Raw genomic sequence first — 12,339 nt, 5'->3', positions numbered from 1 at the left:
AGCGAGATTTTTATGAATGATATCGACGCAGTTTCCCACGTCGCCGCACCGCACGCAGCACGAGCCGACACGGTTCCCAGCCTCCTCGCTGAGATTGAAGCAATCGGAGCCGATCGTCTGCGCGGCGGTTATTCGCGTCCCGTCTTTTCGGCAGCGGAACTTGAGCTGCGTGAGTGGTTTATCGCGCACGCTACCAAGCGTGGCCTCGACGTCGAGATCGATCAGGTCGGTACCATTCGCGCCTGGTGGCATACGCCCTCTCGGTCGACGACGGGTGCTGTGCTGACCGGCAGTCATCTCGATTCCGTTCCCGGCGGTGGAGCCTTCGACGGTCCGCTCGGAATCGCGTCGGCACTGGTCGCGGTCGATCTTCTCCGCGCTCGCGGTTTCGTTCCTGAGAAGCCTCTGGTCGTTGCGGCCTTCCCTGAAGAGGAGGGTTCCCGGTTCGGCGTCGCGTGCTTAGGCTCACGGCTGCTGACCGGGGCCATCACTCCGGAGCGCGCGCTCGCTCTTCGCGATAATGACGGCGATACCTTCGCTGAGGTGCTCACCCGCAACGGGTTCAGCCCCGAATTCGTCGGCCCCGATGTCGACGGCGTGCGTGCCTTCGACTCTTTCGTTGAACTCCACGTCGAGCAGGGGCGGGCGCTGGTTGATCATGATGCGGCTGTCGCAATCGGCTCCAGCATTCTGGGCCACGGTCGGTGGCGTGCCAGCATCCGTGGTGAAGGCAACCACGCGGGAACCACGCTGATGAGCGATCGGCGAGACCCCATGGTTGCTGCCGCGCGCGCTATCCAGACCATTCGGGATGCTGCGCGAACGACACCGGATGCACGCGCTACCGTTGGTCGGCTGCAACCGGTGCCGGGCGGCACGAATGTGATTGCGTCGCGGGTCGACTTCTGGATCGATGTTCGCCATCCGGATGATGGGGTCACCGCTGCGCTCGTGGAGTCGATTCGGAATGCTCTAGCGCTGATCGCGGCGGAAGAAGGATGCGAGGCAGAACTCACCGAGGAGTCCTTCAGTGCGACCACTCACTTCGATACCGCGCTGCGCGGCACGCTCGAATCGTTGCTCCCGGATGCGCCGGTGCTCGACACCGGTGCGGGTCATGACGCAGGAGTTCTCGCTTCTCTCATCCCGACGGCGATGCTTTTCGTGCGCAATCCCACCGGCATCTCTCACTCCCCAGAGGAATACACCACCGACCTCGACGCTCAACTGGGCGCCGAGAAGCTCGCCGATGTGCTGCAGGGGTTGCTCGTGGCGTAAAAGTTGCACGACTCGGCTGCTGCTGCTGCTGCTGCTGCTGCTGCTGCTGCTGCTGGCTGCTGCTGGCGGCTGCCGGCGCACTGTTGCCCGCTCGCTACTCCAGTGGGACCGGCGCAGACTCAGCGTGCAATCGCACCGAGCACAGCGGCCATCCGCGCTGGAAAGTTGTCGGGTACCGCGGCGGGCAGCGCATTGGTGGGGAACCAGCGCACGTCTTCGCTCTCGTCGCTGACCGCGACAGCAACATCCGGGGCGGCAAGGGCGACGAAACCGACATCCCAGTGGGCGGCGCACGCGAAGCCGCCGTGCAACTCGTGGCGGTCGAGATCGACGATGGCGTCCGAGCGCAGGGTGAGGTCGGCGATGCCGGACTCCTCCCGTGCTTCACGCAGGGCGGCATCCGCGACTGACGCATCCTGGGGTTCGAGGTGGCCGCCGAACTGCACCCAGAACTGCCCCTTGCGGTGAAAGCACAACAGCACGTTCTCATAGTCGGGGGAGAACACGAAGCAGGAGGCGGTGACGTGTTCGGGACCGCCGTCTCGCTTGAGGGCATCCGCTCCTCCGGCAGCGACGAAAGCGAGGTAGCGCTCGCGGACGGGAGACGCAGGAAGGGCCGCAAGGCTGGTCAGGAAGTCATCGGCGATCACTCAGCCATTATCCGTCGTCACCCCGGGGGCCTCTTTGCCAGTACTGCGTCGCGGAGTTTTGTCAGGGTACGACCGTACTGTTCAAGCATGACTTCTCATGATGAAACTCAAGACCAGCCGATGATGGATGGTGCTACCGAAGCTTCCGCGAGCGACAAGCAGCAGGGCAAGAAAGACCAGATGGAGTCTGATGCAGTGCGGAACGGCGCGCTCGAAGATAGCGCTCTCGAAGATGCCGCGCTTGAAGACAGTGTGCGCAGCGTTCGTGCGGTCGGCGAAGATCGGACCGCAGAAAGCGCAGACGGTGAGTAGAGCCCGCGTATAGCGGTCAGGTGCGCGTTGCTCATGTGACCGTTCGCGCATGCCCGTGTGCGCGGGAGAGATGCTAGCGCGTCTCTAATTGAACAGAAATGTGGCGGTCGTCGCAATAGTGCAATAGGGTATCGGCATGTCGGATACTCACAACGAACGTGCCCTCGAAGATGACATCGTTACCGACTTCAGTAAGCGGATGTCGTACGGCTCGTATCTAGAACTCGACACGTTGCTGAGCGCGCAGACTCCGCAAAGCAAGCCCGAGCATCACGATGAGATGTTGTTCATCATCCAGCATCAGACCACGGAGTTGTGGCTCAAGCTCGTGATTCACGAACTTCTGTCGGCCCGCGAACTGATCGCGACCGACAACCTGTCGATGGCGCTCAAGCACATCGCCCGCGTCAAGCACATCCAGCGCACCCTCACCGAGCAGTGGTCGGTGCTCGCGACGCTGACGCCGAGTGAGTATTCGCAGTTTCGCGACTACCTCGGTAGTTCATCCGGATTCCAGTCGTACCAATACCGCGCGGTCGAGTTTCTGCTCGGCAATAAGAACGCGGGGATGCTCAAGGTCTTCGAAGCGCATCCCGAAGCTCACGCCCTGTTGAGCAAGCTGTTGGCCGAGCCGAGCGTTTACGACGAGTTCTTGCGCTACCTCAGCCGCCACGGCTACGAAGTGCCTGAGGCCGTGCTCACTCGCGATGTCACGCGAGGCTACGAGCAAAACGACGACCTCATCGAGACCTTCCGCCACATTTACGACAACGAAAGCGAACACTGGCTCGCCTACGAAGCGTGCGAAGAGTTCGTCGACCTCGAAGACAACTTCCAACTCTGGCGGTTCCGACACATGAAAACCGTCATGCGCATCATCGGCATGAAGCGCGGCACCGGCGGCTCCAGCGGCGTCGGCTTTCTGCAGAAAGCGCTCGACCTCACCTTCTTCCCCGAGCTGTTCTCCGTGCGCACCGAGATTGGCCGCTCGTGAGCGCCGACCCAGCCTCCGAACCTGCCCTCAGCGTCGACTACGCCGTCGACGGCTACTGGCTGCGGGAGTGGCATGGCCCCGCCACGGTGCGGGTGAGCCCTCACGGCATCCGACCGATTTCGGATGCCGCCACCCCCACCGCAGTGCGTCTCCCGGGAGTGCTACTTCCGGGCTTTCGCGACGCGCACGTGCACCTCGGGCTGACGGAGCCGCGCGCTCTCGTGGCTGGCGGTCTCGCCGCCGTCGACGACTTGGGTGGGCACCCGGATCGCCTTCGAGAGTGGGCTGGCGATGATGCGGTGCCGGCCGTGCGCTACGCCGCGGCGTTCATCACCGCGCCGGGCGGGTATCCGAGCAATCGGGCCTGGGCGACGACGCTCGCGGTGGCTGAGGTCGAAACCGGCGAGCAGGCAATGGCGGCGGTCGCGGAGCAGCTTGCTGCCGGAGCCACATTCATCAAGGTCGCCCTCAATTCTGACGATGGCCCGGTCATCGACGATGACACCCTGAGCGCTCTCGTTGAGCACGCGCACAGCCGCGGCGCCGAAGTGGTGGCCCACGTGCAGGGTGTCGGCCAGGCGCAGCGTGCATTTGTCGCCGGAGCGGATCGCCTCGCCCATACGCCGTGGACCGAGAAGCTTAGCGACGCTCTGATCGCCGAGATGGTGCAACCGAATTCCCGTTTTCTTGCTGGCCGCCACTCGTGGATCAGCACCCTCGACATCCACGGCTATGGGCAGCGTGGTCGCGATTTTGCTCGGGCGAGCGACAACCTGAGCCGCTTCCATACCGCCGGCGGCGCCGTTCGCTACGGTACTGATCTCGGCAACGGTGACCTTCCTCCGGGGCTCAACGAGCGCGAGCTGACCGCGCTGCAGGATGCGGGCGTGCGCTACGACGCTCTCTTGCGGGCTCTCTGCTTGCCCGGATTCGGCAGCACCGTGAGCTACCTGCCAACCGTGCCGCGGGCGGATGCGAATCTCGCGTCGTGGCTGATGACCGCCACCGTCGTGACCGCGCGCGAATTGCTGCACCCCGAGTTTGCTGCCAGCGCAGCACGGGTGGCCGCCACGAACTACGGCGGCGACGAGGCCGTTTCTGCCGCCACAACTCCCATCCCGACCGCCTGGAGGATCGACCTATGACCGACACGACCGCACCTTTTGACACAAGCGCCGAAGCGGCGGCAGCCTTCGATGCCGCCGATCCGCTCAAGCAGTACCCGGCCAAGTTCGTGCGCTCCGCCGAAGTGCAGGCGTACCTCGACGGCAACTCGCTCGGGCGACCCACCACTGCGAGTGCCGCCCGCCTGGCGGAGTTCGTTGACGAGCAGTGGGGCGGCCGCCTCATCCGCGGCTGGGACGAGTCCTGGTACGAACTGCCCTTGACCCTCGGCGACCGCCTCGGTGCTGCAACGCTCGGCGCAGCTCCCGGCCAAACCTTCATCGGCGACTCGACGACCGTCGTGCTCTACAAGCTGATTCGCGCTGGTCTCAGCGCTCGCCCCGACCGCAGCGAAATCGTCATCGACACCGGCAACTTTCCGACTGACCGCTACCTCGTCGAGGGCATTGCGGCCGAACTCGGTAAGACCTTGCGCTGGATCGACCCCGCGAGCGACGGGGGAGTCACCGCTGACGAGATGAAGGCCGCCCTCAACGAGAACACCGCGCTTGTCGTGATCAGCCACGTTGCCTACCGTTCGGGCCATCTCGCCGACATGCCCGGCATCACCGCGCTTGTCCACGAAGCGGGCGCTCTCGTGCTCTGGGATCTCTGCCACTCCGCCGGAGTCGTCGAGACTCAGCTCGATGACTGGGGCGTCGACCTTGCTGCCGGATGCACGTACAAATACCTCAACGGAGGCCCGGGCTCCCCAGCCTTCGGCTACGTACGTGCCGAGCACATCGAGGCCATGACCCAGCCGATCCAGGGGTGGATGGGCAGCAACACCCCCTTCGAAATGGGCCCCGGTTATGCGCCCCACGACGGCATTCGTCGCTTCATCAGTGGCACGCCCTCGATCGTCGGCTCGCTCGCGATGCAAGACATGCTCGGGCTCATCGAAGAGGCCGGTATCCCCGCGATCCGTGCCAAGTCCATCGCCCTCACCGAATACGCGCTGGCGCTCATCGACGAACTGCTCGTGCCGCTCGGCGTTACCCTCAGCTCGCCCCGGGATGCCGCCGAACGCGGCAGCCACGTCACGATCGACCACGAGAGCTTCGCCGCAGTGAACGCCGAACTCTGGAAGCAGGGGATCATCCCTGACTTCCGTCGACCCCACGGCATCCGTCTCGGATTATCGCCGCTCTCGACAACCTTCGCCGAAGTTCAGTTGGGCATCGCCGCCATTCACGAGCAGCTCACCCAGTAATCGCCCGTGATTCTGGATGACTTCGACTCCCGCCCGGGGAGTGCGACCTCGCTACTGCGCACCTTTGTGGGCTCGCAACTGCGTCAGCTCGGGGGCTGGATCTCGTCGGCGCATCTCGTGCGCATCCTCGAGGCGCTGGGAGTACCGGCCAATGGCGCTCGCAGCGCCATCGCACGAGTGAAATCCAAGGGGCTCCTTGTGCCAGAAATGGCGCACGGCCAGCAGGGCTATCGGGTGAACCTCGAAGCCGTGCCGATGCTTGAGAGTGGCGATCGCCGCATTTTCAACTTTCGCCAGCAGCGCGAAGCTGACCAATGGTGTCTCATCTCGTTTTCCATCCCGGAGTCGCGCCGGGATGCCCGCCACCAGTTGCGGCGTCGTCTCGGCTGGATCGGCTGTGGCACCGTCGCGACCGGGCTGTGGATCTGCCCCGTTCACCTAAAAACAGAGGTCTTGGGCATCCTCAACGACCTTGATCTCAGCGACTGCGCGACGCTCTTTATCGCCGGCCGCCCCGATGCAAATCGCTCGTTTGCGGATGCCGCAGCCGAGTGGTGGGACTTAGACCGCTTGCGTGAACTACACGACCGCTTTCTCGCGCAGCACTCCGCTCTAGTCGGCCCCGCGTCGAGCGACGCCGAAGCCTTTGCGTGTTACATCCACGCGCTGGATCAGTGGAGGGTCATCCCGTACCTCGACCCCGGGCTGCCGAATTCGGCGCTGCCCGCGGACTGGCCGGGGCAAGCGAGCCTCGATCTCTTCGGCCGCCTTTCGCGCTCGCTCGCGGCGCGTGCCCACGCTTTCGCCCGCTCCAGCGCACGCTGAGGGTGCATTCACTCCGCGAGGAGAGGGCGTGAGCCGGAGCAGTCCTGTGTCATCGGAATGCGCGGCTGATCGCGCTGCCCATCTGGAAGAGGGTGAACCACACCAGAAACTTTTGGGCAGGGCGAAACGGTAATCCGACGAGCCTGCGCCATCCAGGGTGGCGAGTCCACGAGGTGGTGATCGTGATCTGGGTGCCGCCGGCCGCGGGCTCCAGCGAGAACTCTGTCAGCACAGAAACGCTGTGAGGAGAGTCGGGGTAGGCGAAGCGCCAGGCGCTGTAGTCGGGGCGGTCCGCTGCCACGAATTCGATACTGCGGCGACGAAACTGGGGCTTCGTCTTGAGCGGCTTGCCGTCCGGCCGCCTTGTGGGTGTTTGGCCTTGCCAGACATCGCCAATCTCTGGCTCCCGCTGGTCGTGATCAATGGAGCCGACGCCCATCTCCCACTCGGGGATCTTTGTCGGGTCTGTAAGAAACTCCCACACTGCGTCGAGAGATGCCGGGACGAATGTCTGTCTTGTTCCAGAGACACGGCCCTTCACCGCTGGCGTGGGTGCCGCGGGGGGCGTGGTCGATGCCTCTGGCATGTCGTACTGATCGAGACGTTCCAACACGGCATCGGCCGTCGTGCCAAGACGATCAAGAATATTGGTGATCAGCCCACTGGGCTCTGCTGCGAGCTCGCGGAGCACCGCTGAGGCGTCGCCCTTGTTGCCTCGGGAGCTAGCGCGAGCAATGAGGTCGGTGGCGCGGGTGCTCCACTCATACCCGTTCGTTTCGTGGAACACGATCCTTCCCGCTTCGGGGAACGCGGCCTCGATGCCGAGGGAGGCCAACTGAGTCTCATGCTGATCTTCGACTGCACGGCGGGCGGCGTCCATAGTGAGGCCTAGGCTGCGCAGCGCCTGCCCGCCGGACTGTTCGTTGACGATGAGCGCGAGGAGCAGATGTTCGAGATCGGCTTGGCGAAGCCCCAGCCGGGACGCTTCTTCCATGGCGACAAGGGAGAGGGATTGAGAGGTCTGGGCACTGCGAACGAACTTGTTCATGCGTTCTTCCTCGGCATCGGGATCGTCGGGTCGACCCGTTTGGCATGCTTCTTGTGGGCGGCTTGTCGGGATACTCCAAGAGCGTCAGCGACGTCCTGCCACGTCATGCCGGAGCGCAGTGCGGCCTCGACCTGGCGCAGTTCTAGGGTGTCAGCCAGCATGCGCAGTGAGGCCACTGCGCGAAGCCCCGACCTGGGGTCACGGGTGTCGGAGGCAACCGCTGCGATCTGGGAAGATTCCATGCTGTCAACCTACGTTGCTAATCGTCGCGGTGTCAACCAAGGTTGCTCAGGCAATTCAGTAGTCCATCTCAACCGCGCACAATAACAATGGGTTACGCGCACATGAGCAATCCGTTTAAAACCTTGGAATGAGCTGTGGGCGGGGCTATCGTCTCAAATACCCCTGTAATGGGGTAGACCGCCGATTTCCTAATTCATAAGGGGACTGCCCGCTATGCATCCACGAAGTAGCCGGCCACTGCGATTCACGATCGGGGCTCTTGCCACGTCGTGCGCTATCGCATTGACCACAATCACAGCTCCGGCCGCCCTAGCCGCCGAAGTAACAGCAACTATCGCCGACGTTCAAGGCACTTCTGCCGCGAGCACCATGGTCGGCAACACCGTCACCGTCGAGGGCGTTGTCACCGCTGACTACCGTGGGGCTTCTGGCTACCGCGGGATCGTCATCCAGACTCCGGGATCGGGTGGCGAAACCGATGCCACGCCGGGCGCCTCCGATGGAATCTTTGTCTATCTCGGCAGCGCCAACCCCGCCGTCTCTCTCGGAGACAAGGTCACCGTTACCGGTGCCGTCGATGAGTACTTCGGGCTGACTCAGCTCGGTTCGGTCTCTGCAGTCGAACTGGTCACGGCCGCGGCTGACCTCGACCCGGCAGACCTCGTTCAGGCCTCTGCCCTCGACGCCAGTGTTGTTGGCGCCGACCGCGAGTCCCTTGAGTCGATGCTCGTCACTCCCACCGGCGACTACCTCGTGAGCTCCAGCCACCAGCTGTACAACTACGGCACCCTCTGGCTCAGCCCAGAAGAGCTCGCTGTCAAGAGCACCGAGACTACGGATGCCGGAGCCGACGCCGCCGCGATCGCCGCCGCTAACCGTGCCAGCCGCATCTTCCTCGATGACGGCTACAGCAGCCAGATCTCGTCTAGCTCGCACCCCGGTGAGCAGCCGTACTTCTCGGCCGACACTGTCGTGCGCAACGGTGACACCGTTGCGTTCCCGGCGAACCCGTACGTTCTGAGCTACGGCTTCGACGACTGGCGTTTGCAGCCGACCGTAGCGATCAACGATGCGAGCCCGGCGGAATACCGCCCCACGTTCGAGTCCACGAACCCGCGTGAAGAATCGGCCCCTGTCGTTGGTGGAGACTTCAAGGTTTCGGCCTTCAACGTCTACAACTACTTCACCACGCTGAAGAGTGAAGATTCGGATGCTCGTGGCGCTGCCACTGCTGAAGAGTTCGCTATCCAGCAGTCGAAGATCGTCGCGGCTATCAACTCGCTCGACGCGGATGTCGTCGGCCTGATGGAGATCGAAAACTCCATCAAGCTGGGCGGAAACCTCGACGAAGCGCTCAGGGATCTCGTCGGTGCGCTCAATGCTGCTGCCGGGGCGGGAACGTGGGACTACGTTCGCACGCCTGCAGCGCTCAACGATGCTGCGATCACCGACTTCATCACGAACGCGATCATCTTCAAGCCTGCTGCGGTCACCCCTGCGGGCGACAGCTTCACGCAGGTTGACGAGACCGTCTGGGACATCGCGCGCGAGCCGATCGCTCAAACCTTTGAGTCGAACGGCGAGCTCATCACGGTGATTGCTAACCACTTCAAGTCAAAGGGTGGCTCGGGAACCGAGCCGACCGACGGCCAGGGCTACTTCAACGTGGAACGCGTTGAACAAGCGAATGCCGTCAAGGACCTCGTTGACTCGATCTCTGCAGACGAGACCAAGAGCGAGAATGTCGTTCTTCTCGGTGACTTCAACGCTTACTCCGAAGAAGACCCTATCCAGGTCTTCACCGAGGCCGGCTTTGTTGACACTCTCGCCGCTGAAGGCGACAACGAGTACACCTACAGCTTCGATGGTGAACTGGGGTCACTCGACCACATCATCGTCTCGCCGTCGCTCGCTGAGCACGTGACCGATGCTGCTGTCTGGAACATCAACTCGCCCGAGTGGTCTGACCGCGGCTACGCCTTTGGTGCGGCCGAAGCGGGAACGGTCTTCCGTTCGAGCGACCACGACCCGATCAGCATTGGCCTCAGCACTGAGGCTGCGCCGGTCGAGATCGAGATTCTCACCACGAACGACTTCCACGGTCGCATCGAAGTTGACCGCGGCATCCCGGGAGCAGCAATGCTCGCCGGAATGGTTCGGTCTTGGGAATCACAGAACCCCAACACCACGTTCGTCGGTGCCGGTGACTTCGTCGGAGCCACGACGTTTACCTCGTTCATCCAGAACGACCAGCCCACGATCGACGTGTTGAACGAAATCGGGCTCGACACGAGTTCGTTCGGTAACCACGAGTTCGACCAGGGCCGTGCCGATGTCGACGACCGCATCTTGGATGCCGCCGACTGGCCTTACCTTGCGGCGAACATTTACGACCGCGAGACCAACGCTCCCGCGTACGACGAGTACTTCCTGCAGGAGTTTGAAGGCGTCACCGTTGGCTTCATCGGTGCTATCACCGAAGACCTCAACGAATTGGTTAGCCCCGAGGGAATCGCGTCGCTCGAAGTTCGCGGAGTGGTCGAAGAAGTTGACCGCGTAGCGGACTACCTCACCGACGGAAACGACGCCAACGGTGAAGCCGACGTTCTCGTTCTCCTGATTCACGAAGGTGCGGCATCCACTGATATCGCCGCTTCGATGGATGACTCGGCATTTGGTCAGATCGTCACCGACGTGAGCCCGGAGATTCAGGCCATCGTTTCGGGCCACACCCACCTCGCCTACGACCACGAGATTGCGGTCGATGGCATGGACGACCCACGTCTGGTGATTTCTGCCGGCCAGTACGGTTCGTACTACGGTCACTTCGACCTCAACGTCGACCCGGCAACGAAGGAGATCATCGACTTTGACGCTGAGGTTCTGCCGATTGAGGGCTTCGAGCCGGATGCTGCAGTGCAGGCCATTGTTGACGAAGCAACCGCCGCCGCTGCCGAACTCGGCAACGCTTCAGTCGGTGAAATCTCCGACAGCATGTACCGTGCGGTGCAGACTCCGACGGAGGCAGCGCCGTTCCCCGAGAACCGCGGTGGAGAGTCGACCATCGGCAACTTTGTTGCTGACGTTCAGCTCTGGGCAGCATCCGATTCAGGTGCCGAGATCGCGTTCATGAACCCCGGTGGTTTGCGCACCGACCTCGTGTACGAGTCCTCGAATGAGAATGACCCCGACGGCAACGTCACGTACCGCGAGGCTGCGAATGTGCAGCCCTTCGGCAACACGCTCACGACGATGTCGCTGACGGGTGCTCAGATCAAGTCGGTGCTCGAAGAGCAGTGGCAGCCCGAGGGTGCCCAGCGTCCGTTCCTCAAGCTCGGTGTTTCGGAGGGGCTCACGTATTCGTACAACCCCGCCGCAGCGCAGGGTGAGCGAGTGACCGCGATGTACCTCAACGGTGTCGCAGTGGATGTTGCAGCCAGCTACACGGTGGTTGCTAACTCCTTCCTCGCGGCCGGTGGTGACAACTTCGCCACTCTCGCTGAGGGCACGGATCGCGCCGACAGTGGCCGCGTCGACCTGCAGTCCATGGTCGAGTGGTTCGAAGAGAACACAATTGCTGACCCGCCGCTCGAACAGCGCGCGATTGGTGCTGTTGTTTCGGCTCCGGATGCTGACGGCTACAACCCCGGAGACGATGTCACACTCGACCTCTCGTCGCTCACCTTCAGCCGCGGCGGCTCTGACGCCACCACGGTCGAGGTTTCGGTTGATGGCGACGTGCTCGGTTCGGCAACGATCGACCGCACCATCGTCGACACCACGGATGAGCAGGGCCGCGCTAGCGTGACCGTTACGATCCCCGCCGGCGTACCTTCGGGCACGCTTGCGCTGACCGTCACGGTTCCGGGAACGGATACCGCTGTCGTGGTTCCGATCGAGGTTGCGACCACGGCTGAAGCCGTCGAGAACACGAAGGCTCCGGGCATCCGGGGCAACGTGCAGGTGGGCAAGACGGTGAAGGCCACGAACGGCAACTGGAGCGTAAAGTCACCGGACTACAGCTACCAGTGGCTGCGCGATGGTGAGCCGATCGCTGACGCGACCGACAGCCGTTACCGCATCACGACCGACGACATCGGAACCGAACTGAGCGTGCAGGTCACGGCCAGCAAGGACGGTTACTCGGATGGCGTAGCTGAGTCCGACGCACAATCGGTGGAGAAGATCTCCTCGAGTGTCCGTTCGAGCCTCTCCTCCTGGTTCGTCTGGGGCAACCGCTCCGTCACGGCGGATGCGAGCGTCAAGGTTGGCAAGGATGGCACGACCGCGGGCGAGGTGACCTTCTACGACGGTCGCACCGCCGTCGGCACGAGCACGGTAGACAAGCGCGGCAATGCCTCGCTGAAGCTGCCGAAGCTCAGCCGTGGCATCCACTTCATTACGGTCGAATACTCCGGTAACGACACGGTGGAGTCGAGCTCTAGCTTCCCGCGACTGGTGTTCGTCTTCTAGATAACGCCCGGCAGCTAGCCACACAATGCGAAGAGGGTCCCGCGCTGCGGGGCCCTCTTTCGCGTTGCGCCTGTTGCAGAATTTTCCAGATTGATGAAATAAAGTTGGCCCGCTGATTGCTACTAACTATGGTGAGCAA

10 protein-coding genes are annotated in these 12,339 nt (G+C 63.0%); 7 read left to right on the top strand and 3 right to left on the bottom strand.

Annotation, left to right across the window (positions count from 1 at the left end; genetic code table 11):
- Positions 1-12: 12 nt before the first annotated feature.
- Entirely contained in the window at positions 13-1,278 is a 1,266-nt protein-coding gene (locus tag ESZ53_RS08095) for an allantoate amidohydrolase (RefSeq protein ID WP_129072359.1), read from the top strand.
- A 119-nt stretch (positions 1,279-1,397) separates the two neighbouring features.
- Here ESZ53_RS08095 and ESZ53_RS08090 read toward each other — a convergent pair whose 3' ends face one another.
- Positions 1,398-1,928 (bottom strand): NUDIX hydrolase, encoded by a 531-nt coding sequence (locus ESZ53_RS08090; RefSeq protein ID WP_129072358.1) that lies wholly within the window; start codon positions 1,926-1,928, stop codon positions 1,398-1,400.
- A gap of 87 nt (positions 1,929-2,015) precedes the next feature.
- Here ESZ53_RS08090 and ESZ53_RS08085 point away from each other — a divergent pair, with 87 nt between their 5' ends.
- The 5 genes from ESZ53_RS08085 (at position 2,016) to ESZ53_RS08065 (ending at position 6,436) form a co-directional block, all read left to right on the top strand.
- Positions 2,016-2,240 carry a hypothetical protein gene (locus ESZ53_RS08085; protein WP_129072357.1) on the top strand — a complete coding sequence of 75 codons (225 nt, stop codon included), beginning with the start codon at positions 2,016-2,018 and terminating at the stop codon, positions 2,238-2,240.
- Between the two features lie 136 nt (positions 2,241-2,376).
- Positions 2,377-3,234, top strand: coding sequence for a tryptophan 2,3-dioxygenase (gene kynA, locus ESZ53_RS08080; protein WP_129072356.1), 858 nt, complete (start codon positions 2,377-2,379; stop codon positions 3,232-3,234).
- The gene (locus ESZ53_RS08075; protein ID WP_129072355.1) at positions 3,231-4,379 is read left to right on the top strand and encodes an amidohydrolase; all 1,149 of its coding nucleotides are present in this window, start codon (positions 3,231-3,233) and stop codon (positions 4,377-4,379) included. Before kynA ends, ESZ53_RS08075 begins: the two co-directional genes overlap by 4 nt.
- Positions 4,376-5,611, top strand: coding sequence for a kynureninase (locus ESZ53_RS08070; RefSeq protein WP_129072354.1), 1,236 nt, complete (start codon positions 4,376-4,378; stop codon positions 5,609-5,611). Before ESZ53_RS08075 ends, ESZ53_RS08070 begins: the two co-directional genes overlap by 4 nt.
- Positions 5,612-5,617: 6 nt before the next feature.
- Positions 5,618-6,436, top strand: a complete 819-nt coding sequence (locus ESZ53_RS08065) for a PaaX family transcriptional regulator C-terminal domain-containing protein (RefSeq protein WP_129072353.1) — start codon at positions 5,618-5,620, stop codon at positions 6,434-6,436.
- A 49-nt stretch (positions 6,437-6,485) separates the two neighbouring features.
- On the opposite strand, the gene ESZ53_RS08060 is transcribed toward ESZ53_RS08065, so the two are convergent.
- Entirely contained in the window at positions 6,486-7,484 is a 999-nt protein-coding gene (locus ESZ53_RS08060) for an SRPBCC domain-containing protein (protein ID WP_129072352.1), read from the bottom strand.
- Positions 7,481-7,726 (bottom strand): hypothetical protein, encoded by a 246-nt coding sequence (locus ESZ53_RS08055; RefSeq protein WP_129072351.1) that lies wholly within the window; start codon positions 7,724-7,726, stop codon positions 7,481-7,483. Before ESZ53_RS08055 ends, ESZ53_RS08060 begins: the two co-directional genes overlap by 4 nt.
- Before the next feature lie 283 nt (positions 7,727-8,009).
- Here ESZ53_RS08055 and ESZ53_RS08050 point away from each other — a divergent pair, with 283 nt between their 5' ends.
- Complete coding sequence (locus ESZ53_RS08050; RefSeq protein WP_246837255.1) at positions 8,010-12,200, top strand: ExeM/NucH family extracellular endonuclease; 4,191 nt, start codon at positions 8,010-8,012, stop codon at positions 12,198-12,200.
- Positions 12,201-12,339: the final 139 nt, after the last annotated feature.

The organism is Salinibacterium sp. UTAS2018, assembly GCF_004118935.1.
In the GTDB taxonomy this organism is placed as follows: Bacteria; Actinomycetota; Actinomycetes; order Actinomycetales; family Microbacteriaceae; genus Rhodoglobus.
Note: the sequence above shows the minus strand (reverse complement) of the source record. Positions and strands in the feature narration are given on the sequence as shown.

Coding starts and splice junctions, on each gene's coding strand:
- kynA (WP_129072356.1), top strand. CDS start 2,377: ATGTCGGATACTCACAACGAACGTGCCCTCGAAGATGACATCGTTACC.
- ESZ53_RS08055 (WP_129072351.1), bottom strand. CDS start 7,726: ATGGAATCTTCCCAGATCGCAGCGGTTGCCTCCGACACCCGTGACCCC.
- ESZ53_RS08095 (WP_129072359.1), top strand. CDS start 13: ATGAATGATATCGACGCAGTTTCCCACGTCGCCGCACCGCACGCAGCA.
- ESZ53_RS08085 (WP_129072357.1), top strand. CDS start 2,016: ATGACTTCTCATGATGAAACTCAAGACCAGCCGATGATGGATGGTGCT.
- ESZ53_RS08070 (WP_129072354.1), top strand. CDS start 4,376: ATGACCGACACGACCGCACCTTTTGACACAAGCGCCGAAGCGGCGGCA.
- ESZ53_RS08060 (WP_129072352.1), bottom strand. CDS start 7,484: ATGAACAAGTTCGTTCGCAGTGCCCAGACCTCTCAATCCCTCTCCCTT.